Source organism: Sulfurirhabdus autotrophica (assembly GCF_004346685.1).
Taxonomy (GTDB): Bacteria; Pseudomonadota; Gammaproteobacteria; order Burkholderiales; family SMCO01; genus Sulfurirhabdus; species Sulfurirhabdus autotrophica.
Window position 1 is genome coordinate 1 of record NZ_SMCO01000004.1, and the last position, 23,530, is coordinate 23,530.

The window sequence follows — 23,530 nt, forward strand, 5'->3', positions numbered from 1 at the left end:
GATGATTTCAAATCGGCACCAAAATATTTTGCTTTCTAAACCCCGCCCAGATTGGATCTTGGCGGCTCGATTCGCGATTTAACCGGACACTACTGATGGCGCAACATTTATTAATACCACTTTAACAGTAAGGAAATACTGAAACAACTGTTTCAAATTGTAAGCACTAGTGATGCGAAGTTTTAACTAAATTATTTATTTTGACCAACAAACCTGGGAATTTATACAGCGTGTAACCTGATACCTTAATTCAGGCACAGTAAATAGCGCAAAGCTAGACAAGTTCAGTTTCGCGCCCATTTCTGGATGTCTATTCTTTTGGCCAATAGTCAGTACCAATGCCGTCACCCAGATCAGCTTCGATCAAGCGGCGACGAACTTCGAGCAGTTTTTCGACTAACTGGGTTTCCTTTTTTTCGTAAGCATCTGCATCTGGAACGCGATTCACAACTACGCCCAGCAATTCGGTAATGGCGTTGCCGATGGAATTTTGACTGATGGTAACAATCAATTTCCCTTCATCATTACGGTAAATGAGCTGTTTAAACGCAGGTTGCCAGCGAATAGCATTCGCATATTTCGCATCGATAATGCAGTGATCGCGTACTTTTTTTGCGGTTTTCAAGAAATCGTTGTTGAACAACAGTACGCTTTCCACTTCATCCGGAAAATAGGCATCAACAGGCATGGGGGCATTGCGCGTAGAAACCTGCGAAAAAAAAGTGCGGTAGAAATCGATAAACCCTTTTAGCACCGCATCGTATTCTTGCCAGAACCGAATATCTTTCAGCGCAGCAGACCCGCCTTGAACTTCCCAGCTGGGTAACCCTTGCGGATAACCCGTCAGCTCGATACGAGCGTCTGCCTCACTGGCGGGTTTGAGAATTTTCAGATTCAGTGCCTTGTCAAAAAATTCGCGGTAAACATCGCGCATATAGGCTTGAAACAAACTATGCTGGCCGCCGTCAGTCAAGTTGGGATTCTTTGAGTCTGCCAGTTTGGCGTTACGGAGTTCTTCTTTCGGGAAAACAATAAAGTGGTTATGTAGCATACGAATACTGGGGACCCCGGGAGAAGTGAGCGGCCAGGTAGCATCCAGGCTGGCTTCGCCTGCTAAAATCAGGGCGTCGTCCGGATTCGGGTAACACTCCAGCATATAGTCGATGATAATCTGGTTCATCCTGTTCCAGGAGTGCAGTACGTTGGGTGGTACTTGTGTGCGTCGTACTGGCCGTCCTAGCGGATTGAGAATGCATTGCGAGGTGTTGTAGATAATAGAGGTATCAAATTCGGTGCTGTGGCCCAAGGCTTTGCGGTACAGCAACAAATTTTCCGAATTGACTAACAGCCCGTTGTTGTTGACCAGGTCGTTGAGGTTTTCAGTGCTGTTGAAGAACTCGTTATGCTTCATTCCTTCAGGTATTTCAAGGGGAATGGCTCGAAAAGGCGTGACTATTTCGCGTGGGCCGGATTGCATTAGGGTTCCTCAGGATGACGTTGTATGACTATGTGCGTAAGTTAATAGTAAATATTCGGCTATTGTTAGGCTGATCAAGCGAAGAGAAAACGGCAATTTATTGTATGTATTAACAGGTTTTGCCGATTTTGTTTCAGTCAAACAGGCATCTATTTTGCGTGAATAAGGTATCAACCGCCAATAAACTGTTGTTAAGTGTATATAAGTTTGGTGTATGTCCATCCTGATTGACACCCTCGTCGAGGGCGATAAACGGGATGTCAGGGCTGGTGGTAACGGTCGCTTTCGGATTAACTGACGGGTGGCTTTACCCTGAACCAGGCGGCATACATGGCTGGCAGAAACAGCAACGTCAAAACGGTGGCAACCAGCAGGCCCCCCATGATGGCAGAGGCCATGGGGCCGAAGAACACGCTGCGAGAAAGCGGTACCATCGCCAGAATAGCCGCCAAAGCCGTGAGCATGATCGGGCGGAAGCGTCTGACAGCCGCTTCAATAATGGCATCCCAGGTGGATTGGCCGTCCAGAATATTGCGTTCTATCTGGTCAATCAGAATCACCGAGTTGCGCATAATCATGCCTGTCAGCGCGAGGGTGCCCAGCATGGCAACAAATCCAAACGGCCGGTTGAGCAGTAACAGCGCCATAGCGACACCAATTAAACCAAGGGGCGCAGTAAGCAGCACCATGATCACTCGCTGGAAACTGTGTAATTGCATGATTAACAAGGTGATGACAACGATCAGGAAAATAGGCATGCCAGCACTGATGGATTCATTCGCTTTGGCACTTTCTTCCACAGCACCACCGGTTTCCAGCCGGTAGCCCATGGGTAATTTGGCCCGGATTGCATCCATGCCGGCTTCTACCAGAGCCGAGACTTCTGGTGCCTGAATTTTGCTGTAGATGTCTCCACGTACTGTGATAGTGGGGATTCGGTTGCGGTGCCAGATCAGTCCTTCTTCCATTTCATAGCGTAAGGTCGCGATTTGCGATAGCGGTACGGTACGACCGGAAGCCGTTGGGATATTCAGGTTAATGAGTTGGCTAAGGTGTTCGCGCTCCAGTGGTGCACCACGCAATACGACTTCAATCAGCTGATCACGCTCCCGGTAGGTGGTGACCTGGCTGCCTTGTATGGCCGATTGCAACAATTGCGAAATGCTTTGCTGGGTAACGCCCAGAGATTGTGCTTTAGCCGGATCAATATCCAGAAAAATGGCTTTGGTGCGTTCATCCCAATCCAGCTGTACATTCCTTAAATGGGGGTTGTTGCGCATGACGGTGGCCATCTGCTGGGCAATGTCGCGTAACGTACCAAAGTTTTCCCCGGAAATACGAAATTGCACAGGAAAGCCGACGGGTGGTCCGTTTTCCAGGCGTAATACCCGCCCGCGAATAGCTGCAAAAGCCGGGCCATCCAGGTAACCAATCAACTGGGTGCGTAATCGCTCCCGGGCCTCTATGCTTTTTGTGGTGATGACGAATTGCGCAAAACTGGGTGCGGGCAATTGCTGATCAAGGGGCAGATAAAATCGTGGTGCACCACTGCCAATGTAGGTAACGTAATTATCGATATCCCCTTGATGGCTTTTTAACAATTGCTCCATCTTGGTTACTTCATGTTCGGTAGCAGGGAGCGAACTGCCTTCCGCGAGCTTCAGGTCAACCAGTAACTCCAGCCGGGTAGCATCCGGAAAAAACTGCTTTTGAACGAATTGGAAGCTGTATACCGCAAGCATGAAAGTGATCAGGGTCAGTAATATGACTGTTTTACGTTTTGTAACGCACCAGGTTACCAACACGCGAAAGCGTTTGTAGAATCCCTCGCTCAGTTTATGCTGCCATGCACTGAACTCGCGCATGTTGCGTGAGATAAAATCAAAACGACCCGGTCCGGATGGGACTTTGTGGGGATCGGGTAACAGTTTAAAGCCCAGAAAAGGAATCACTACTACGGAGGCAATCCAGGACAGCAGCAACGCAATGGTGACCACTTGAAATAATGAAATAGTGTATTCGCCAACGGTAGATTGCGCGGTGGAAATGGGAAGAAATCCGGCGGCAGTAATGAGTGTGCCTGTGAGCATAGGTAAGGCAGTGGTAGTAAAGGTGAAGCTCGCAGCTTTGACACGATCAAAACCTTGTTCCATTTTAACGGACATCATCTCCACGGCAATGATCGCATCGTCCACCAGCAAGCCCAGGGCTAAAATGAGTGCACCGAGAGAAATCTTGTGCAGGCCCACGTTAAACAGGCTCATGAAAAAGAACGTTGCTGCCAGCACCAGCGGGATGGATAGTGCTACCACCGCGCCTGCGCGCAACCCAAGGCTGATAAAACTGACTGCAAGCACAATAATGACGGCCTCCAGCACTGAATTTTGAAATTCAGCGATGGATTTACGCACAGCTTGCGGCTGGTCGTTGACACGATGAAGCGAAAGGCCGATGGGTAATTGAGATTCTATGCGCTCAATGGTGCTGTAAAGATGTTTGCCAAGGGCAATAATATCGCCCCCTTTTTTCATGGAAACACCGATGCCGATAGCCGGTGTGCCTTCAAAATGCATACTGGGTTGCGCTGGATCGGCATAGCCGCGTTTTACATCGGCAATTTCTTTTAATAATACCGTACGTTTGCCGACGCGGATGGGTAGCTCGCGGATTTCAGCCACAGTCTGAAAACGCCCTGAAGGGCGAAGATAGATACGGTCGGTGATCGTTTCAAAGCTGCCCGCCGATGCCATTGCATTCCAGGTTTGCAGGGATTTAATGACTTCTTGCGAATCAAAACCCAGGTTGGCGAGTTTTTGGTTAGACAATTCCACATAGATTTTTTCATCCTGCACGCCGATGATATCAACCTTGGCGACACCTGGCACCCGCAGCAACTCTTTGCGCAAATCGTCAGCAGTATCCCGCAGTTGGGCCAGGCTAAAGCCATCGCCCGTCAGGGCAAATACGTTCCCGTAAGTTTCACCGAACTCGTCGTTGAAAAATGGACCCTGAACACCTTGCGGCAGGGTGTGTTGAATATCCTGAACACGTTTTCTCACCTGATAAAACATATTCGGCATTTCGTCACCGCGAGTGGCATCCTGAGCGCTGACAATGATTTTTGTCTCGCCTGGGCGAGAAAAGCTTTTTACTATGTCTACGTGGGGGGATTCAAGCAGTACTTTCTCAATACGGTCAGCGACCAGTTTTTCCATTTCCAGCGCTGTGGCACCGGGCCAGTAAGCCTGAATCAGCATGACCTTGAAAGTAAAAGGCGGGTCTTCAGATTGCCCCAGCTTGTTATAGCCCATGATGCCCAGTACCGTAAACAGCATCATCAGGTAGAGTACAAAAGTGCGATGGCCAAGCGCCCACTCGGAAAGGTTGAAACGACTCACGCGTTGCCCTCGGCAGCATGGAGAACAGGGCCATCATAAGGGACAGGCCGGATTTTTTGGCCGGGCTGCAATTTATGGGCACCCGCAGCAATGACCTGTGTACCAGCAGGCAACTGACCGCGAACCAGTAAGCCATTTTCGCGATACTGCACTACCTGGACGGGCACAGCACTCACTTGTTGCTGTGCGTTTACCACCCAGACCTTGGTTTGTTTACCCACCTGAAATAATGCCCCTGCGGGCAATGCCACAGTTGAAAATGAATCAGCCAGGTTAACGAATGCTACAGTTGCCGTCATGCCGAGCCGAACAGCTTCATCCGCTTGATTAATCGTAATTTTCAGTAAATAAGTGCGATTTTCATCAGCAGCAGGGGCTATCTCACGCACAACCCCGGTATAGGCTTTTTGTGTCGCAGCCCACAGTCTTACCTGGACTTTTGACCCGGCCTTAAACTGTTGCGTTTGCGCTTCCCCCACGCGAATATAGACTTCTTTTTCGCCAGCATAAGCGATTCGCACCAACGGCTGGCCTGCGCTCACTACCTGCCCGGTTTCAAAATTTACGCTCGTGACTACTCCGGCAGTATCGGCTTTGAGCGTGGTGTAGCTTAGTTGGTTACCGGAAATGTTCAATTGGGCCCGGCTTGCGGCCAACCGGGCGCGGGCAGTTTTGTCGGCATTGATGCGCGCATCCAGTGCCGCCTGGCTTAAAAATTGTTGTTTTACCAATTTTTGTGCGCGGTCCAGTTCGGCGGCAGCATTGGCTACTTCAGATTCAGCCCCTGCCAATTGTGCTCGAGCGCTGGCAGTTGCCAGTTGTGCATCCTGTGGATCTAATTGGGCCAGCACTTGTCCTGGTTTTACTTCGCTCCCCAGCTCAACACCTCGTGACGTTACTTTTCCGCCAATTCGGAACCCCAGCTCTGCTTCACGGCGCGCATGAACTTCACCGGAATAAACGGAAGCTTGGGAGCTGCTATTTTGCGTGACGGTATAAATCATGGCAGGGCGAACTTGTTCCGGCTTTTCAACTGGTTTGGTGCAGCCAGACAAGAAAAACAGGGTCAGAAGCGGGATGGCAAAAAGATGCATGTCATTCTCGAAAAAAAAGTATTAGTTCAGATCCAGCAAAGCGCTATGTTACCTGCTTATCGTCCCGGCAAGGTGACTTGTACGGTTTTGCCACCGTACCCGTATTTCTGGTCACCTGCCTGAATAGTCACGGACTGAATCCCTGCAGGTATGTCCACGCCATAAGGATCCCGTGTAAATGGCTGCTCGCCAGCATGATCATGAAAAAGTTTGCGCACCCCGTAAGTCATGCCATCCTTATTAATGACGCGAAAAGCATCGGCGTAGCGTTGGGGGGTGTCATATGGCGAAGCAATAGTGGCATCGAAATCAAAACGATTATCGCCCCGGGCTTGTACTTTGACGGATATAACATCCTGATATTTCTGCCCATTTGCATCATTGTCTTTGGCTTGAGCAACAACCGCCATGGTTACGAAGATCGTGATAACAGCAAAACGAATGTAGCGAAACATTTTACTTCCTGATGTCTCGCCGCTAGTTAGTATAAGCACGGCGCACATAAATGAATAATACAAGAAAAATCAAGGTGAATAGCCATACCAGAATGTAAATGACCATTGAATGCTTGGCCTTCTTTTTTTCCCACCCGGTTCGTGGGCGGATGCCTTTAACAAAAAAGACCACTTTGCTGGATAAGTTCACGCACACCAGATTAATGGCTAGAAGCAAAGCCGCACTAATGGCGAGGTTGATGTTTCCATAGCCCAGCATGAGGCCAAGTGTGACTGCCGGCGGCAGCAAAGCTACTGCAACCATCACTCCAACCAGCACGCTGGATAAGCCGGTTGTCATGGAAAGCGCAGCTGCTGCGCCCGAAGCAAGTGCCAGCGCAACGGAATCCATCCCTACCTGAGTACGAGAAACAAGCTCCGGACTGGATACCTCTAAGGGCCAGGCAATGCCAATTATAATTGACAGGATGATCGCTAAAGCAATGCCAACAGTAGAAGTGAGGACGGATTTGCGCATTAATGCAATATCGCCCAGAGCCGTTCCGAGACCAAATGCCAGGTTTGGGCCAAGTAACGGCGCAATGACCATGGCTCCGATGACGACAGCCACGTTGTTTTCTATCAGTCCTATAGCAGCAACTGCTGTCGACAAAACGACCAGCACGATAAAATTCAGATCCAGCCGTGCATTTTTCTCCACCTCTTCATAGAGCGCCTCACGGGTTGCTGCCGCAGAATCTTCTTCCTCTCTTTCTTCTTCAGTGAGTTTAGGTAGTGCAATTTCTACGGGTAGTACGACAATTCGTGTGGATGCCTGTTTGCCAAGCAAGGTCTGTAAAGCATCCAGTACTGACTGGAGCTTGTCGTCACCTACGAGCAGCCGCATAGACTGCATGCCATCATTGCCGACTATGCTCAGACGGAAATCGCTGACTTCATGTTTTTCCGAGATTGCAGCAACCGTGTCAGCACTACCTGCGTCAGTGATTACTTCAACGTACTTCATTTTTCTTCTTATCCTTCGAAAGTAAGTCGTAAAATTGCTCGAGCACCTTGTTCAATCAAATCATAATCTCCTTGCTGCACTGATTAGTGCTTTTTAATGATGTTCCAGCAGGTGCCGGAAGTTCAGGATCGTGGTTTCGTCAGGCATCGTGTCCGTGCCCCCATCCAGTCCGGCGAAGTGCCGCAGCAACGGTACTTCATGTAAAGCTTCTTCCATCACAGCATCGGAGTAACCGAACCACTGTTGCATGAAGTGGATGCGCAGCATCGTTGCCAACGCATAAGGCCTACGGCCATTCCCTGCTTTGGAGTAGTGTGGCTCAATCAACGCCAGGAGTCGTGACCACGGCACGACAGCGTCCATTTCCAGTAAAAACTTCTCCCGTCACGTCTGCTTGGGCTTCTTGGTAAATTCACTGACAGCAAAACTGAGTTGTTTCATAAGCTGATCTCGGCGGGATGACAATTCATATTTTACAGGACAGGGACTTGTTCAGAACTTCCTTAGTTGTGCGCGAATACATAATAAATCAAAGCAAATCATAGTAGCATGTCTTACATTAACATATCCGCAATGAAACGTACGTCACGATCCCCTAAATCCTCGCGGGTTAAGCCGTGACGCCAAAATCTTCGGCTAGCTTATCGGTAATTAGCGTGTTTAAGCTTTTGTGTTCGCGTCTAGCTGCCACGGCAAGCGCGCGGTGAAGTTTGGGGTTCATCCGTAGCACCAGTTTTCCAGAAAAGGGTTTTTCTGCCTCTATGCCGCTTTCCTCGCAGAATTTTAGATATTCGTCTACAGAGTCCTGGAAAGCTTGTTTGATCTCCTTGACACTTCTTCCCTGGAAAGTAACTGCGCCTTTTGCTAGCAGCACATCCCCGTGAAAAATTTCGGCTTCATCGTCATATTTGACTACGCCGTAATAACCTTTGTATTCCATCATGGCTCGATTCCCGCATCAATTAAAAATTTACGCACGGACTCCACCGCGCCTTTGTCAGTCTCCTTTTGTGGGTGCGGGCGATGAAACATGCCCGGCACACCATTCAGCAGAAACCGCACCCTTGAACCTGCGCCCTCAGATTTTTTTGCCCCTGTTGCTTCAATCATGGCCTCAATGTCCTTCCAGGGAATGTTTGAAAGTATGGGATTAGAGAATATAGCTTTGAGGGTTTTTCTGTGTTTGCTGTTCATGATTATTATAGTATCAGAAATTAGTATCGAAAAGATATATCAAAAAAAGCGGGCGGCACAACCTTTGCATGAATTCTCCGCGACCTACATGCAAATTTCAGAAAGATACAGGCTAATGCGCCTGCTCCCAATTAGGTCCAACCCCTACTTCTGCCAGTAACGGGACATCCAGTTTGGCCACTTCGCACATTAACCTTGGCAGTTCCCGTTTGATTTCTTCCAGTTCTGCATCTGGCACTTCCAGCACCAGTTCATCGTGCACCTGCATGATGATCATGGATTGTTTTTTGTGATGTTCCAGCCAGCCTTGTACGGCGATCATGGCCAGCTTAATCAGGTCAGCAGCGGTGCCTTGCATCGGTGCGTTGATGGCAGCGCGTTCTGCAGCCTGTCGGCGCGGGCCGTTTTTCCCGCTGATTTCCGGTAGCCACAGGCGTCGGCCAAATACGGTTTCTACATAGCCTTTGCTTTGGGCTTCCTCCCGGGTGCGCTGCATGTAGTTGGCTACGCCAGGATAGCGGGCGAAGTAACGGTCAATATAAGCTTGCGCGGCGGAGCGCTCCAAGCCTAGCTGGCCGGCCAGTCCAAAGGCAGACATGCCGTAAATCAGACCGAAGTTGATTACTTTGGCGTAACGACGCTGTTCGGATGAGACTTCTTCTGGTGCCACGCCAAAGATTTCCGCTGCGGTAGCGCGGTGCACGTCCTGGCCCTCTGCAAAGGCTTTCAGCAAGCTGGCATCCTGTGAAATATGCGCCATGATGCGCAATTCGATCTGGGAGTAATCCGCCGAAACGATATGGCTGCCCGCCGGAGCGATAAACGCTTCTCGGATACGCCGACCTTCTGCGCTGCGCACAGGGATGTTTTGAAGGTTAGGCTCGGAGCTAGCCAGTCGCCCGGTGATAGCAACGGCCTGGTTGTAGTTGGTATGCACGCGCCCGGTCGCAGGGTTCACCATACGCGGGAGCTTGTCTGTGTAAGTGGATTTTAGTTTGGCGATGCCGCGATATTCCAGTAACAGTTTGGGCAGCGGGTAGTCTTCGGCCAGCTTTTGCAATACGTCTTCATCCGTTGAAGGGGTACCGCCAGGGGTTTTTTTGATCACTGGCAGGTTTTGCTGGGTGAAAAGAATTTCCTGTATCTGTTTGGGGGAGTTCAGGTTGAACGGCTGCCCTGCCAGAATATGGGCTTGCTTCTCCAGTTCTTGTATCTTTAAGCCCAGCTCATGACTTTGAATGCCCAGCAGTCTGGAATCCAGCAGTACGCCATTGCGTTCTATCTGATACAAAATCTGGATCAGGGGCATTTCAATGTGGCGGTACACGTATTCCAGTTTGCTGTCAGCACTGACTTGCGGGTACAGGGATTCGTGTAATTGCAGGGTGATGTCCGCATCTTCTGCGGCATATTCAGCGGCTGTTTCAATAGAGACATCTTCAAAACCGATCTGGCTCGCCCCTTTACCCGCAACTTCGGCATAAGCAATGGTTTTAACGCCCAGGTGGCGTAACGCCATGTTGTCCATATCATGGGGGCGATGGCTTTCCAGTACATAGGATTCAAGCAAGGTATCGTGATGCACGCCCGCCAGTTTGATACCGTGGTTGGCGAAAATGTGCAGATCGTATTTGATGTTTTGCCCCAGTTTGAGCATGCTCGGGTCTTCCAGCCAGGGTTTCAGGCGTTGCAGCACATAGGCTTCGCTGAGCTGGTCCGGCGCGCCGGGATAGCGATGGTTGAGGGGAATATACGCGCCATGGTGGGTTTCCACCGAAAGCGAAATGCCAACCAGACGGGCGATCATAGGATCAAGGCCCGTGGTTTCTGTATCAACGGAAACCAGTGCGCTCGCACCGATTCTGGCCAGCCAGTCATTCAGCGCTGCTTCGGTTGTAATGGTTTCGTAGTTGCGCGCAACGGTGGGGAGTGTTGTCGTAGCTGCTGTTGAGGCGTCAGTTGCTTCGCCTCCCACTTCCCTGAGCCAGGTTTTAAATCCAAATTGACCAAACAGTTCAGTCAGTTTGGCCTGGTCCTGAGGTTGAGGGTGTAAGGCTCGGACTTCCACGGGTAAGGGCACATCGGTTTTAATGGTAACCAGTTTGTAACCCATGGGCAGCCAATCCAGCGCTTTGCGCAGATTATCGCCGACTACTCCTTTAATTTTATCTGCATTGGCGACCAGGTTGTCCAGTGAACCATATTCTGCCAACCATTTCACGGCTGTTTTGGGGCCGACTTTTTCCACGCCGGGAACATTGTCCACCGTGTCGCCGACCAGTGTCAGATAATCCTGTATACGTTCCGGCGGGACGCCAAACTTGTTAATCACCCCTTCCCTGTCCAGCGTTTCATTGGTCATGGTATTGACCAGTGTGACATGGGGGTTCACCAGCTGGGCCATATCTTTGTCGCCAGTTGAAATGATGGTGCGAATCCCCTCTTTTTCAGCCAGCAAACCCAGTGTGCCAATGACATCGTCCGCTTCAACCCCATCCACAATCAGCAGTGGCCAGCCCATGGCCCGAATGGCCTCCAGCAGCGGTTCGATCTGGCACCGCAGGTCATCCGGCATGGGGGGGCGATGGGCTTTATATTCCGGAAACCAGTCATCGCGGAAGGTTTTTCCTTTTGCGTCAAACACACACGCGCTATAATCGGCGATGTGGTCTTTATGCAGCCGGCGTAACATGTTGAGTACGCCATAAATGGCACCCGTAGGTTCATTGCGCTGATTGCGCAAGTCCGGCATGGCATGAAAGGCACGGTAAAGATAGGAAGAGCCATCTACCAGTAGCAGTGTTTTAGCGCTGGATGCGGGTTCGACAGGGTTGTTTTGTGATTGCGTTTCCATTAAATGCGGGTATCCAGCTATGAGTTCTATCGATAAATTGCCTAAAATGGCTGATCCGGAGTTACTTGCCAAATCTTCATATACTGCGCGGGAATCATGGCGCGTTTTTGAGATTATGGCAGAATTTGTTGAATCCACGGAACGCTTAAGTGGCATTCGGCCCGCTGTCAGTATTTTTGGTAGTGCCCGTACCCCGCCTGATGATGCCTATTATATGTTGACCGAGCAAATTGCACGGCAACTGTCAGACGCTGGATTCAGTGTGATTTCCGGTGGTGGCCCTGGCATCATGGAGGCTGCAAACAAAGGGGCTTTTTTTGGAAAATCGCCCAGTGTCGGCCTGAATATTCAACTTCCCCATGAGCAGAATAATAACCCTTATCAGGATATCAGTCAGACGTTTGGCCATTTTTTTGCACGCAAGGTCATGTTCGTCAAATTTGCGACAGCTTATGTCGTTATGCCGGGCGGTTTCGGCACCATGGATGAACTGATGGAGGCGCTGACACTGGTGCAAACCGGCAAAACGCGCAAAATTCCGATCATTTTGGTGCATGAGCCTTTTTGGGCAGGTTTAATCGACTGGTTCAAGACGACGTTAGTAAAAGAAGGGATGATCAACCCGGAAGATATGGATCTGATCAAGATTATCAATGAACCCAAGGAAGTCGTAGACGCCATCTTCAAGCATTACGAAGCCCGTGGTTTCGAGCCATCTGCAGAAGAACGCGAGATCCAGCTTAGCCTGTAAGCAGGCGGGATAATCATGCTAAAATGGGTTTAAATTAAAGGAAATCCTATGCGCCACACAATCGCTACACTCATGTTTTGTCTGACTACACTCCCTGCCTATGCAGCAGGTACCGGCACACAACCGAAAGATTTGGAGCCGCTGCCAGAGCCGCCAGCAATGGTGGATGAGTCTATGGAGCCGCAAGTAACCATTATCAAGCAGGGCGAAGACAAAGTAGAACAGTATCGCCTTAATGGCCGGCTTTATATGCTGAAAGTCACACCGCCACATGGCGTGTCATATTATCTGGTTGATCAGCGTGGCGATGGCCAGTTTGCTCGACAGGATAATCTGGATTCAGGCGTGCGCGTACCCCAGTGGGTTTTGATGAAGTTTTAAGGATAAGCAGTATTCATCATGCTTTTTCTGTTTATCCTCTACGATTAAATTATGTCTGTTTATACAACCGTCTCCACAGAGCAGCTGACTCTCTGGCTCAAGCGCTATGCGATTGGCTCCCTGAGCGATTTACAGGGAATCGCTTCCGGCATCGAAAACACCAATTACTTTGTCACAACCAGTCATGGCCGTTTTGTGCTGACCCTGTTTGAGAAATTGACGGCGAAAGAATTGCCCTATTTCATCAATCTGATGGCGCATCTCTCCAGTCATGGTGTGCCCTGCCCCAGCCCGATAGCCAGTCAGGACAATTCTTTTCTGGGCGAATTGGAAGGCAAGCCTGCCTGCCTCGTCAGCTGCCTGCAAGGCAAATCCATCGAACTGGCTACAGCGCATCATTGCGCGCAAGTAGGCGAAATGCTGGCCGATATTCATCTGGCGGGAAAATCCTATGGCGCAACCATGGAAAACTCGCGTGGCCCCCACTGGTGGAAAGTGACTGCCCCCGAAGTGTTACCCAAACTGCCACCGGCAGAAGCTGAAATGCTCAAGGAAGAATTGCGTTATCAGGCGTTATACCGTTTTCAGGATTTGCCTAGAGGGGTTATCCATGCAGATCTGTTCCGCGATAATGTCCTGTTTAATGGCGACACCATTGGTGGGGTCATTGATTTTTACTATGCGTGCAACGATGCCTGGCTTTACGATGTAGCCATTACCGTGAATGACTGGTGTGTGGATGCTGATGGGCAGCTGGACCGCGAACGCATGCTGGCATTGCTGAAGGCATACCATGCTACGCGCCCTTTTACAGCACTGGAACGCGGTGCCTGGCCAGTTATGCTACGCGCCGGGGCTTTACGTTTCTGGCTATCCCGCTTGTACGATTTTCACTTCCCGAGGGCTGGCGAACTGACTCATGCCAAAGACCCTTCTCACTTTCAGCGTATCCTGCAAGGCCACATTACTGCTCAGAACGAACTGCAGCGGTTGTGGGTCTGATCTAAACTTGAATTAAATAAATGGTTATACGTAAATTAAATCCACTTTATGGGTGGAAATGGCTCCGAGATGGTTGGCACATATTTTTAGCTAACCCCTCGTTGTGGATGGCAATCATGGCGTTGTCTTTTTTTGGCAGCCTGTTTCTGATGGCAGTACCGGTGATCGGCATTGTGGCTTTTTTTATGTTATGGCCAATACTGCAAGCGGGGTTGCTGCTCGGTGTGAAAGATCTGGAAGAAGGCAAACCGCTAGAACTCAAACACCTCCTGGCCGGGTTTAAATCTACCCCTAAACCACTTGTAGCCATAGGCGGTTTTTCGTTGCTGGCTGCGATGATTACCATCTGGATATTAACGATGGGATGGGGAACCGAGTTTGACGCCCTTTTGAAGCTGATGGCTTCAGAGAGCTCAGATGTAGAAGCCTTTAAAGAAGCCAGCAGCAACCTGATCTGGCCGTCCATCGTAGGCTTGCTCATTTTTTTGCCATTTACCACCGCCGTCTGGTTTGCGCCGGCACTGGTAATATTTGATAAAGTGCCCCCTGTAGCTGCCATGGTCCTGTCTTTCAAGGCATCCATCCGCAACATGTGGCCATTTCTGGTTTATGGCATGTTGTATTTGCTGGCTGATTTAATCGTGTCTTATTTGCTGGGTATTATTATTGCGATATTCAGCAAGCTGGGTGGCCCTGCAATGGGGCAAACCATTGCGACGCTGCTGGTTTTTCCAGTGATATTCATCTTTTTTGTTTTATTGGTGGGTTCCATCTACAGTGGATACAGGGATATTTTCGTATCACCTGAGCCGGAATCAACAACACCTGATCCAGTCGCTGATTAACTTACTGCCTGGTGATGTAATAAATTATCAGGGTTTCGGGTTTTCCTGTGGGCCATTTGTTAAATCCTTCAACGGCTAATTCGAGTTAGTTTGGTTTAAGGTCAGAAAACTGGCTGCAAAATGCAGCATCTGTAGCTGACTTGATTATTACGACCGAAGCAATTCATTCCATACCGGCAAACAAAGCTGCCATGTGGGCATCAGGCGCGGAAACATTTCTATTCCGGCAAGTGCGCTTTGCAGGCGATTCCAGCGCATTAGATCAAAAGAATCCCGGTACAAGTACGCCATCCAGTCCGCCAATAGCACAGCTGCATGGGATTCTGCATCGCTGGTATCACAGGTAGAAAGCCCCGCACTGTGCTGGTATCCAGTCACAATGGTTTCCGCGTCATAGCCCCAGCGATGCAGTGCAATCGCTGCTGTGCCTGCACGAAATGTCACGTCTTCAGGCAAACTAGATTCTGCTGCCGAGGCAATAGGATCGAGCGTTACCGGAAATTCAGAGAAATTAAGGTTGGCAAACAAAGCTTGAACGTGTGCCGCCAGTTCGGGCGTGTTCGCCATGTGCCAGAAATTGAAGACTATGGTTTGGCGTGGCTGGGTAACTTCAGTAACGCCATGATAAGAATCCTCGTGCAACAGAAAGCCAACGGCTTTGTTGTATTCAGGATTAACACTGAATTCGGCTTCTCCCTCTGGAGATGAGAATAATTCCAAAACACCGCCATGTTCAGCTTGCCATTGCTTATTGAATTGCACGACCAGCCGCACAATTTCATAGCCTAATAGCGGCCGGTCACTGTGTATACCAATGACTTGTCCGGGCAGCATTCGTTGAGCCGTGACCACCACACGATTGACGAGTGGTAATCCAGTAATCTCGCGCATTCTTGCGAGTATTTCGGTCTGAAACGTTGCTGGAATACTCTCGGTAACGTTGCAAAGAGAACAGCGGTAAAACTCACCATCCTGATGCTGCCATTCACTGTCTTGCAAAAATAGCTGCTCAAGCGCAGCGCATTGTTCTTCAGAAAATGCGGCTTTCACAAAGAAAAAGGGGAATGGGTGATGGTGGTGCTCGGGGTGTAAGAGCAATGACTCGACTCCTTTATGAATGATATGTGAACGTATTTGCACCTACGATTTGCTGAATTCTTTTTTTATTGATCTTTAACGACCATGCTCAGCAGCGCGCGCTTTTGGCGCGTCCGCTGGAGCTACTTGTTAAGTTTCGATTAGGCATACACATGCAAGCCACTTTTTGAAGCTAGATCGCTTAGGTACTCTGTAATCTTGTCGTTAATATAGAAAAATATAACCGTGTCATCCCATGATTGGTAATAGATTGCCTCATATTCAGGCAAGGCAACGAAGAAGTGTGGCCATGAAAATGGATTTATATATTCTAGAGCTGTTTTGTCTGTGTTGAATTGTTTGAATAGCACTCGATCCTTTTTTCTGCCACGTAAACTCACCTTGTAACATGCCGTGCTCTGAATGAGAATTTCATTGAATTTGCAAAAAGCATCATCTCTTCTTTTTTGCTCTTCAAGTGAAACTTTATCCAGTAGTTAACTTGCTTCTTCAAGACCCAAACAGTGATCAAAGATGGACATGAATGTTTTTTTGTAATCATACGGCTCAATGTTACAAATCAAATTAACCAAGTCAGGAAATACTTTTCTCAGTCGATCTTGTTCTGATTTGGGAATATTTGTAAGGTATCTCATTTCAGGAGCTTAACGTAGAGTTAACCGGTGAGCTTCAGCGCCGTCCAACGACCGGAGGGAGCGAGGTTGACCGGGTTAGCCACATTCCCGCCTAGTTGGGTTCTGGTAGCTTTTGTTCTAGAGCATGAAGAAATGTTGGTGGAAGCGGCCGTGCATTTTGCACCCGCGCTTTCTTAACCTTCTCCCATGCACCTGCATAGTTGCCTTGTTCATATGAGGACATGGCCCAACGTCGCCAGCTATTCCCGTAAGTTGGATCAAGGGCTGTGCTCTCGGAAAAATTCTGATTGGCCAAAGAAAACAATCGTGCTCTATCCTGCACCTTTTCCATCGGCGTGCTCTCGGCTTGTGCAGAATATGCTGAGCCCAGATCAGAAAGCAGAGCTGTTTTTTGAAACGGATCATCTGCGAGTTGTTTGGATTTCTCCAGGTACTGGATTGCTTCTTCAAATTTCCCGCGCTGAAGCATCACACGACCAAAACCCCAATAAGGTTGGTAGTTGTTTGGATTCAATAACCACGACTGGTTATACCGACGCATTGCAAAGTCGAGATCATCTTTTGCAACGAATTGTTCAGCTTGTGCAAACCAGGCCTTACTCGCGGCCTCCCTGTTTCCAAATCCTTCGGATGCTTGCTTGATGAAATCTTCGTCCGCTTGCTTGAGGAAGTCGGGGCGAGGTATCGCAGGTTGGCCATACATAGGAATGTTGTCGATCCGCTTTTCGGCTGGCGCCGACGCGCATCCCGATAGGGCCATCAGACCAAGCGCTGTGAAGGCGAGAAGCGATTGTGCAATTCGGTGGCTCATGAATTCTCTCTTGTGGCTACGTCTGAAATGAGCGGCCTCGCGCGGTTTTATGCGCGAGATCCACTCGATTGATGGGTTGGGCGTCTGCTTCACCGTTGCAGCGCCTCCGGTTCTCTGAGAGGGAACTTGTCCAGAATCGCTTTGCAGCCCCCGATTATTGGCGGAAGGTATGTTTGATCGAAACCGTCGGTGTATGAGTGCGACTCGGTCATGTGGTCTGGCGTGATGGATATCTTGACCCGAATGTGCCCACCAGTTTGTGCTTGAAGCTCAACTCCAAGATTCGGCTCAATGCACCGCAACTCTGCTTGCCCCTGAAGTGTTTGATGCAGCGCTTCCACTTCTCGGTGCAGGCCGTGGATTTCTCCGAGGTGGACAAAGGAGCCGTGCACACAAACTGAAGATTGTGGGTATGAGCAATACGCTGTAACTCTGAGCCAGTTTCCATCCCAATAGTCTTGCAATTGAGGAAACTGGCGGCCATGTACCCAGACGCGAAGCCCCGCAATTTGGAGGTCCGGCTCACCAAGAGCTTCAAGTTCACGATCACTCATGCTTAAGACACCCAACAGTTATTATACGGACCCAGAGGTCAGAATTATTGTTAATAAGAAAGCGTGCTTATTTCCATTAAGTTGTTGATTCAATGCAACTCCATAAATTATCCTGTCCGTATCTGATGTAATAATACTGCAAATCAATAACCTCATTGCATAAAGCTTTAGTTTTGGATGGATTTTGCCGACGGGATGGCCGCTATTGAATCGCATTACGGACAGAAGATGATGAGCTTGTGACTGCTGGATTAGGAGCGATAGCACCAGTTAGTAAGGGTTAAGCAGGTTCCAGTTTGGCATATTCCAATGCCAGCCATTTAGCCCCGGACTGGCTGAAATTCACTTGTACTCTGGCATCGCCTCCCTTCCCTTCATGGTTGATAATCACCCCGGCACCAAATTTGGGATGAGTCACGCTTTGCCCAATGTGCCAGGGGGAGTCATTGTTACTGGATCGGTTTATGGGCTTGCTGGCAGATTTAGTGGAATAAGTTTGTTCGGCATAGGCCGGTTGCGCCCAGGTATTAATGCGCTTGAGCAGTTCAGGAGGTAATTCGGATAAAAAGCGTGAAGGTATGCCGTAACGGATTTGCCCGTGCAGCATGCGGCTTTGAGCCAGGCTTAAATACAATCTGCGCTTGGCACGGGTAATGGCAACATACATCAATCGCCGTTCTTCTTCGATGCCATCTCTTTCATTCAGGCTTTGTTCGTGAGGGAATAGGCCTTCTTCTATCCCGCTCAAAAATACCGCATGAAACTCCAATCCCTTGGCAGCATGTACGGTCATTAACTGTAACGCATCGGAACCCGCAATGGCCTGATGCTCCCCTGCTTCCAGAGAAGCGTGGGTGAGAAATGAGGCCAGTACATCTTGTTGTTCACTATCCGCTTGCTGCTGGTTTTCAAAGTCATTCATGAACAGTGTGGCTGCATTCACCAGTTCATCCAGATTTTCAACGCGGTCTGATTCGGTTTTGCTGTTCTGGTAGTGCGTATACAAACCGCTATGAACCAGAATATGTTCCATTTGTTCTTGTAGCGGAAGCCCGGTGCAGGTTTCGCGCATGGAGTTGATCAATTGAATAAATGTAGCGATATTGCTGCCGGCCTTTCCACTTAATGCACCCGATGTGGCAGCCTGCCACAGGCTGATGTTTTGTTGCTTTGCTATATCCTGAAGCTGTTCCAGACTGCGGTTACCAATACCTCTCGTGGGGAAATTGATAATACGCAAGAACGCGCCGTCATCATTGGCATTGGCTGTGAGGCGCAGATAGGCCAGCGCATGCTTGATCTCCTGGCGTTCAAAAAATCGCAGGCCACCGTACACTTTATAGGGAATATTTGCACTGAAGAGCGCGTGCTCCAAAATGCGGGATTGCGCATTGGAACGGTAAAGCAGGGCCATGTTAGAAAGCGCCAAGCCTTCATTTTTGTGCAAGTTGCGCACTTCATCTACGATAAAAGACGCTTCCTCCAGGTCAGAAGCCGCTTCATACAGGCGGATCGGTTCGCCTGAGCCTTCAGAGGTCCACAGGTTTTTACCCAAACGCCCTCTGTTCTGGCTGATCAGTGCATTGGCGGCGTCCAGAATATTGCCATGTGAACGGTAGTTTTGCTCCAGCTTAATGACTTTCTCTACGGCAAAATCCTGTTCAAAATCGCGCATGTTGCCGGAATGGGCGCCACGGAAGGCATAAATGGACTGATCATCGTCACCCACAGCAAAAACAGCACTGTTACTACCTGCCAATAGCTTCAACCAAAGGTATTGCAGGCGGTTGGTATCCTGGAATTCGTCCACCAGAATATAATTGAATCTTCGCTGATAATGCTCCCGCAGTATTTCATTTCGGCTGAGCAGTTCATAGCAGCGCAACAGTAATTCGGCAAAGTCCACGACCCCTTCACGGATGCATTGTTCGTCGTAGGCCGCATATAGCTCAGTCAGTTTGTGGGTGAAAGCATCATAGCTTTCTACCTTGGCCGCACGGATGCCGGACTCTTTGTTGCTATTGATAAAATGCTGTACCTGTTTGGGGGGATATTTTTCATCGTCTACATTCAGGCTCTTCAATAAGCGTTTGATGGTGGCAAGCTGGTCTGCACTGTCCAGAATCTGAAATAGTGCCGGCAGTCCTGCGTCATGATAATGAGCACGAAGTAAGCGGTTACATAGCCCATGGAATGTGCCAATCCACATGCCGCGAAGGTTGATGGGCAGCATTGTAGAAAGACGCGCCAGCATTTCTTTTGCGGCTTTATTGGTAAAGGTCACCGCTAAAATACCGTTTGGGCTGGTTTGTCCGGTTTGGATCAGGTGAGCGATTCGGGTAGTGAGTACCCGTGTTTTACCGCTCCCCGCGCCTGCTAAAATCAGCGCGGATTCATGGGGCAACGTGACTGCTTCAAGTTGAGGAGGGTTGAGACCAGATAAAATTGAAGAAGGCATGTGCTAGAATTTCCGGATGGTAGCCAAGAGCAAAACCGTATGACCCTGTTTTTATTAAAGTTCACAAATAACCAGGAAACAGGCGAATCAAAAATACTGGTTTTTAGCGTTGTGGTGAAACTTGGCGAAAAGATTAATTGAGAAGGTATTATAAATCATGGCGATGACGCTTGGGGATTTCGTGCGCGAAGCACGCAAACAGATCAATGAATGGGATGCTGACACAGCAAAAGACAATCTCGAAGAAGAGAAAGTCCTGGTTGTGGACATCAGAGAACCCTATGAGTTTGAAAAAAGCCATTTACCCGGCGCAATTTGCATTCCCCGTGGGTTGCTGGAGGGCGCTGCAGACGCCGGTACCAAGTATAGGGATGAGCGACTGTGTCATGCACAGGATGAAACTATCCTGCTTTATTGCCAAAGCGGGGGGCGCAGTGCTCTGGCTGCACTGACATTGCAGCAAATGGGTTTTGCAACCGTATATAACCTGGCAGGCGGTGTTGAATTATGGGACGCGGAAGGCTACCCCCTTGAAAAATAATCGGGCAAATTTAAGGTTAGCGTGACACTCCAATCATTCATCGAAAATTATGGTTACTTCGCCGTTTTACTAGGTACTTTTCTGGAAGGTGAAACGGTTCTGGTGATGGCCGGATTTGCCGCATTTCGTGGTTATCTCGATCTGCCGCTAGTAATCGCGGTGGCATTTGCAGGCAGTTTTCTAGGCGATCAACTTTATTTTTTACTTGGTCAGCATAAAGGTGTTGCGATTCTGGCGCGTTACCCACGGTTGGCCGAGCGCGCAACCCATGTTCAATCATTGCTGCACAAATATCATACCCTGCTTATTTTAGTCATCCGTTTTCTCTACGGTTTGCGAATTGTTGGACCGGTTGCCATAGGGATGAGCGGCATACTGTGGCACCGATTTTTGATATTGAATATGGTGGGTGCAGCCGTTTGGGCTGTTGTAATAGGTACGCTGGGTTACTTTTTTGGCAGTGTGCTTGAATTACTGATAGCAGACATACGCCACTATGAAGAAGCCATATTAGGATTTTTCTTGCTGGCTGGTTTGCTCATGTGGGCAATTTACCGTTGGCGAAACAGGGGACAAAAATGATAAAAATATTGTATTTCATGGGATTGGTGGACGTGATTGGTTGCGCTCAGGAAGAAATACCGTTGCCTGAAGACGTGCTGGATGTGAAATCTTTGTTGGAAAGTCTCATAAAACGTGGTCAGCAGTATCAAAAGGCCCTGGCCGATGTAACGAAGCTTCAGATCACTATAAATAAGCGTTTTGTTGAACCGGATGCCCCCGTTCAGAATGGTGACGAGATCGCATTTTTCCCTACATTAAAATGAAGGCAGAGGTTGGTGCATGATGATTTGAGAGTGGTTCAGGGTGTTTACAGTAAATGGGGATATAGATCCTGAAGAGACCCTCATCGTTGGTCAGGTTATCCAACGATTCGAGTCATTTGCCGGTTGTGGGCCAGTTCCAAAATGGCATTAAATGTATAAACATACATCCGCTTTGGCAGCCAATGGAAGGAAGCTCGCTGCTCCAACCCATTCAGCGACTTCCGGCACAAAGTCCGTTTTGCTATATCCGAATAAATCCACCGTCATCTGGCACGCAACCAATTTAACTTCAGCTTCAATGCAGGCAGAACGTAGCTCTTCAATACTCGCAACACCCTTCTGCTTTAAGGTACTGTTAAACATCGATTTGGCCATCAACTCAAATCCTGGAATATTGCCCATCACTATATTCGGAATTTTCCAGTCAATACCACGAAACCATTCTGGTCCAATGGGCATTTTCATGGGCATGGCTGGATTCCCCAGTGGCGACACACCTAGCTGCAAGTCTTTTTTCAATAACTCCAAGCCATAGAAACTAAAAAAGATAGACACTTCCCACCCGAGTGCTGATGCCGTGGAGGCCAAGATAAAAGGTGGGTATGCCCAATCCAATGTACCTTTGGTTGCAATCAACGCCATGGTATTGGTTTTAGCCTCTGCACGAATATTGCTTTCCTTTTCAAATTCCTCCTTAAACCACTGGTTAAATCTATCCCGTTCCAACTGATCGGATTCGCTCACAATAGCTAATGATGTCCTATTCATAATATTTGCCCCTTTCATATTAAATTGCGCCACAACCAAAATCCTAATTGGCAGAAACATCATCATCTACTATTCGCGTTAATTTGATAATTGCTTATATAATTGATTCACTTTCTCTATTTAGTTAACAATATGCTGGTTGAAAACATCACTGACTTGGTTATTTTTGTCGCCGTTATAAAAGCCGGAAGTTTGTCTGCCGCTGGACGAGAGTTGGGATTTTCAAGCGCGGTTGTCAGTAAGCGGTTGCAACGCCTTGAAGAACAGTTGGGCGTTCGTTTACTCAATCGCTCGACTAGAAAACTGTGCATAACGGAAGAAGGAATTCGCTATCATGACTATTGTGTGCGAGTACTGGCCGAGCTTGATGAAGCAGAAACGCTCATTACCAGCGGGCATAGCCAACCTAAAGGCACTTTACGTGTCACCGTCCCAGCTGCATTTGGACGTTTGCATATTGCCACTCTGGTTCCCGAGTTTTTAAGGCGTTACCCGGATTTGCGTTTATCACTTCATTTATCGGACACTAAAGTTGATATTATTGAAGAAGGATACGATGTTGCTGTCCGTATTGGCGACATGAAAGATTCTAATTTAGTAGCAAGGCATCTTGGAATAGATCGAAGAAAAGTAGTTGCGACACCTTCTTATCTTAAAAAATTCGGCAGCCCCCAAACACCTGATGATCTTATTAATCATAATGTGCTGTTATTTGCCAATCCAACTCCTTTAGATCAATGGCAATTCATCAACTCAAACGGTAAACCCCACAGTGTAAAAGTAACCGGTAATTTTGAAACGAATAATTGTGATGCTTTAAGAGCAGCTATTTATGCCGATGCAGGAATTGCATTGCGCCCTGTCTGGGATGTATGGGAAGACATAAAAGCAGGAAACTTGCAGGTATTATTACCTGAATACACACACCCTTCAGTCAACATACAGGCGGTTTATCCTAGTAGGCGACATTTGTCGCAAAAAGTAAGGGTATTTATTGATCTGCTGTGCGAATCATTTGGCGAAACGCCATATTGGGATTTACCTTAAAGGGAAAATATCCCCAAAAATTGGGTGAAGCACTAACCAATTATCACTTTATGAATTCTTTAACGTCAGGTATAAATTTGAATCAGTTTTACTCCACTGTAAGCGAAGGTCAGGGGCTAAGCACGGAACGGTCGAATGGTAATGCTGCGCAAGTAAAATGATCGTGAAGATTTTCGGTAAGTCCAGGAAGTCACTTGCGTGTACAGTTGGAAAAAATTCGGCTTTGATAAGACGCAAATTAGCGGAAGAGTAAAATCAATTGTTATAGAGTTAGCAGAATAAAAAAACCGGCAAGTAAAGCAACTGCTTCACTATGCCGGTCTGAAAATACGGA

The 23,530-nt window shown here is 48.5% G+C and carries 21 protein-coding genes and 1 pseudogene; 8 read left to right on the top strand and 14 right to left on the bottom strand.

From position 1 onward, the window contains the following. Nucleotides 1-310: 310 nt before the first annotated feature. The 9 genes and pseudogenes from EDC63_RS06285 to polA form a co-directional block, all read right to left on the bottom strand. Complete coding sequence (locus tag EDC63_RS06285; protein ID WP_124945686.1) at nt 311-1,477, bottom strand: hypothetical protein; 1,167 nt, start codon at nt 1,475-1,477, stop codon at nt 311-313. Between the two features lie 290 nt (nt 1,478-1,767). Further along, on the bottom strand, nt 1,768-4,875 hold the full coding sequence (locus EDC63_RS06290; protein ID WP_124945687.1) for an efflux RND transporter permease subunit: 3,108 nt from the start codon (nt 4,873-4,875) through the stop codon (nt 1,768-1,770). Beyond that, complete coding sequence (locus tag EDC63_RS06295) at nt 4,872-5,969, bottom strand: efflux RND transporter periplasmic adaptor subunit (RefSeq protein WP_124945688.1); 1,098 nt, start codon at nt 5,967-5,969, stop codon at nt 4,872-4,874. Before EDC63_RS06295 ends, EDC63_RS06290 begins: the two co-directional genes overlap by 4 nt. A gap of 56 nt (nt 5,970-6,025) precedes the next feature. Then, nucleotides 6,026-6,424, bottom strand: a complete 399-nt coding sequence (locus EDC63_RS06300; RefSeq protein WP_124945689.1) for a hypothetical protein — start codon at nt 6,422-6,424, stop codon at nt 6,026-6,028. 22 nt (nt 6,425-6,446) lie between these two features. Beyond that, the gene (locus EDC63_RS06305) at nt 6,447-7,430 is read right to left on the bottom strand and encodes a TIGR00341 family protein (protein ID WP_124945690.1); all 984 of its coding nucleotides are present in this window, start codon (nt 7,428-7,430) and stop codon (nt 6,447-6,449) included. 96 nt (nt 7,431-7,526) lie between these two features. Then, nucleotides 7,527-7,871: pseudogene (locus tag EDC63_RS06310) on the bottom strand (transposase); the annotation flags it as partial. Between the two features lie 169 nt (nt 7,872-8,040). Next, entirely contained in the window at nt 8,041-8,373 is a 333-nt protein-coding gene (locus tag EDC63_RS06315) for a type II toxin-antitoxin system HicB family antitoxin (RefSeq protein ID WP_124945692.1), read from the bottom strand. Beyond that, nucleotides 8,370-8,624 (bottom strand): type II toxin-antitoxin system HicA family toxin, encoded by a 255-nt coding sequence (locus tag EDC63_RS06320; RefSeq protein WP_223248201.1) that lies wholly within the window; start codon nt 8,622-8,624, stop codon nt 8,370-8,372. Before EDC63_RS06320 ends, EDC63_RS06315 begins: the two co-directional genes overlap by 4 nt. 112 nt (nt 8,625-8,736) lie before the next feature. Then, nucleotides 8,737-11,478, bottom strand: coding sequence for a DNA polymerase I (gene polA, locus EDC63_RS06325; RefSeq protein ID WP_124945694.1), 2,742 nt, complete (start codon nt 11,476-11,478; stop codon nt 8,737-8,739). Between the two features lie 19 nt (nt 11,479-11,497). On the opposite strand from polA, the gene EDC63_RS06330 reads away from it, so the two are divergent. Genes EDC63_RS06330 through EDC63_RS06345 form a run of 4 tightly spaced genes read left to right on the top strand, consistent with a single transcriptional unit; the run spans nt 11,498 to nt 14,457 of the window. Then, nucleotides 11,498-12,229, top strand: a complete 732-nt coding sequence (locus EDC63_RS06330) for an LOG family protein (RefSeq protein ID WP_124945695.1) — start codon at nt 11,498-11,500, stop codon at nt 12,227-12,229. Between the two features lie 48 nt (nt 12,230-12,277). Continuing rightward, nucleotides 12,278-12,610, top strand: a complete 333-nt coding sequence (locus EDC63_RS06335; RefSeq protein WP_124945696.1) for a DUF2782 domain-containing protein — start codon at nt 12,278-12,280, stop codon at nt 12,608-12,610. A 51-nt stretch (nt 12,611-12,661) separates the two neighbouring features. Then, complete coding sequence (locus EDC63_RS06340) at nt 12,662-13,612, top strand: homoserine kinase (RefSeq protein ID WP_124945697.1); 951 nt, start codon at nt 12,662-12,664, stop codon at nt 13,610-13,612. Nucleotides 13,613-13,632: 20 nt separating this feature from the next. Beyond that, nucleotides 13,633-14,457 carry a BPSS1780 family membrane protein gene (locus tag EDC63_RS06345; protein WP_124945698.1) on the top strand — a complete coding sequence of 275 codons (825 nt, stop codon included), beginning with the start codon at nt 13,633-13,635 and terminating at the stop codon, nt 14,455-14,457. A 147-nt stretch (nt 14,458-14,604) separates the two neighbouring features. Here the strand turns inward: EDC63_RS06345 and EDC63_RS06350 are convergent, their stop codons facing one another. From EDC63_RS06350 to uvrD, 4 genes are all read right to left on the bottom strand, one after another. Then, nucleotides 14,605-15,555, bottom strand: coding sequence for a 2OG-Fe(II) oxygenase (locus EDC63_RS06350; protein WP_223248202.1), 951 nt, complete (start codon nt 15,553-15,555; stop codon nt 14,605-14,607). A 726-nt stretch (nt 15,556-16,281) separates the two neighbouring features. Then, the gene (locus tag EDC63_RS06355) at nt 16,282-17,094 is read right to left on the bottom strand and encodes a tetratricopeptide repeat protein (protein ID WP_124945699.1); all 813 of its coding nucleotides are present in this window, start codon (nt 17,092-17,094) and stop codon (nt 16,282-16,284) included. Continuing rightward, complete coding sequence (locus EDC63_RS06360; RefSeq protein WP_124945700.1) at nt 17,091-17,570, bottom strand: WapI family immunity protein; 480 nt, start codon at nt 17,568-17,570, stop codon at nt 17,091-17,093. Before EDC63_RS06360 ends, EDC63_RS06355 begins: the two co-directional genes overlap by 4 nt. A 265-nt stretch (nt 17,571-17,835) precedes the next feature. Further along, complete coding sequence (uvrD, locus tag EDC63_RS06365) at nt 17,836-20,013, bottom strand: DNA helicase II (protein ID WP_124945701.1); 2,178 nt, start codon at nt 20,011-20,013, stop codon at nt 17,836-17,838. 157 nt (nt 20,014-20,170) lie between these two features. Between uvrD and EDC63_RS06370 the strand changes: the two genes are divergently transcribed. The 3 genes from EDC63_RS06370 to EDC63_RS06380 are packed head-to-tail and all read left to right on the top strand — an operon-like array spanning nt 20,171 to nt 21,381. Beyond that, nucleotides 20,171-20,554 carry a rhodanese-like domain-containing protein gene (locus EDC63_RS06370; protein WP_124945702.1) on the top strand — a complete coding sequence of 128 codons (384 nt, stop codon included), beginning with the start codon at nt 20,171-20,173 and terminating at the stop codon, nt 20,552-20,554. Nucleotides 20,555-20,575: 21 nt separating this feature from the next. Next, nucleotides 20,576-21,136: a DedA family protein gene (locus EDC63_RS06375; RefSeq protein ID WP_124945703.1), complete on the top strand. Its 561-nt coding sequence runs from the start codon at nt 20,576-20,578 to the stop codon at nt 21,134-21,136. Then, a complete protein-coding gene (locus tag EDC63_RS06380) occupies nt 21,133-21,381 on the top strand; it encodes a MoaD/ThiS family protein (RefSeq protein ID WP_124945704.1) in 249 nt (82 codons plus the stop codon). Before EDC63_RS06375 ends, EDC63_RS06380 begins: the two co-directional genes overlap by 4 nt. A gap of 147 nt (nt 21,382-21,528) precedes the next feature. Here EDC63_RS06380 and dsrE2 read toward each other — a convergent pair whose 3' ends face one another. Then, nucleotides 21,529-22,215: a sulfur carrier protein DsrE2 gene (dsrE2, locus tag EDC63_RS06385; protein ID WP_442267840.1), complete on the bottom strand. Its 687-nt coding sequence runs from the start codon at nt 22,213-22,215 to the stop codon at nt 21,529-21,531. A 66-nt stretch (nt 22,216-22,281) separates the two neighbouring features. Here dsrE2 and EDC63_RS06390 point away from each other — a divergent pair, with 66 nt between their 5' ends. Beyond that, nucleotides 22,282-23,196: a LysR family transcriptional regulator gene (locus tag EDC63_RS06390; protein ID WP_124945705.1), complete on the top strand. Its 915-nt coding sequence runs from the start codon at nt 22,282-22,284 to the stop codon at nt 23,194-23,196. The last annotated feature ends 334 nt before the right edge of the window (nt 23,197-23,530 follow it).

What these genes read in the sequence shown, in the direction of transcription:
- EDC63_RS06300 (WP_124945689.1), bottom strand. Translation starts at nt 6,424, where the DNA reads ATGTTTCGCTACATTCGTTTTGCTGTTATCACGATCTTCGTAACCATG.
- EDC63_RS06335 (WP_124945696.1), top strand. Translation starts at nt 12,278, where the DNA reads ATGCGCCACACAATCGCTACACTCATGTTTTGTCTGACTACACTCCCT.
- EDC63_RS06315 (WP_124945692.1), bottom strand. Translation starts at nt 8,373, where the DNA reads ATGATGGAATACAAAGGTTATTACGGCGTAGTCAAATATGACGATGAA.
- EDC63_RS06370 (WP_124945702.1), top strand. Translation starts at nt 20,171, where the DNA reads ATGGCGATGACGCTTGGGGATTTCGTGCGCGAAGCACGCAAACAGATC.
- EDC63_RS06320 (WP_223248201.1), bottom strand. Translation starts at nt 8,624, where the DNA reads ATGAACAGCAAACACAGAAAAACCCTCAAAGCTATATTCTCTAATCCC.
- EDC63_RS06285 (WP_124945686.1), bottom strand. Translation starts at nt 1,477, where the DNA reads ATGCAATCCGGCCCACGCGAAATAGTCACGCCTTTTCGAGCCATTCCC.
- EDC63_RS06330 (WP_124945695.1), top strand. Translation starts at nt 11,498, where the DNA reads ATGAGTTCTATCGATAAATTGCCTAAAATGGCTGATCCGGAGTTACTT.
- EDC63_RS06295 (WP_124945688.1), bottom strand. Translation starts at nt 5,969, where the DNA reads ATGCATCTTTTTGCCATCCCGCTTCTGACCCTGTTTTTCTTGTCTGGC.
- uvrD (WP_124945701.1), bottom strand. Translation starts at nt 20,013, where the DNA reads ATGCCTTCTTCAATTTTATCTGGTCTCAACCCTCCTCAACTTGAAGCA.
- polA (WP_124945694.1), bottom strand. Translation starts at nt 11,478, where the DNA reads ATGGAAACGCAATCACAAAACAACCCTGTCGAACCCGCATCCAGCGCT.
- EDC63_RS06305 (WP_124945690.1), bottom strand. Translation starts at nt 7,430, where the DNA reads ATGAAGTACGTTGAAGTAATCACTGACGCAGGTAGTGCTGACACGGTT.
- EDC63_RS06390 (WP_124945705.1), top strand. Translation starts at nt 22,282, where the DNA reads ATGCTGGTTGAAAACATCACTGACTTGGTTATTTTTGTCGCCGTTATA.
- EDC63_RS06380 (WP_124945704.1), top strand. Translation starts at nt 21,133, where the DNA reads ATGATAAAAATATTGTATTTCATGGGATTGGTGGACGTGATTGGTTGC.
- EDC63_RS06345 (WP_124945698.1), top strand. Translation starts at nt 13,633, where the DNA reads ATGGTTATACGTAAATTAAATCCACTTTATGGGTGGAAATGGCTCCGA.
- EDC63_RS06340 (WP_124945697.1), top strand. Translation starts at nt 12,662, where the DNA reads ATGTCTGTTTATACAACCGTCTCCACAGAGCAGCTGACTCTCTGGCTC.
- dsrE2 (WP_442267840.1), bottom strand. Translation starts at nt 22,215, where the DNA reads ATGATGATGTTTCTGCCAATTAGGATTTTGGTTGTGGCGCAATTTAAT.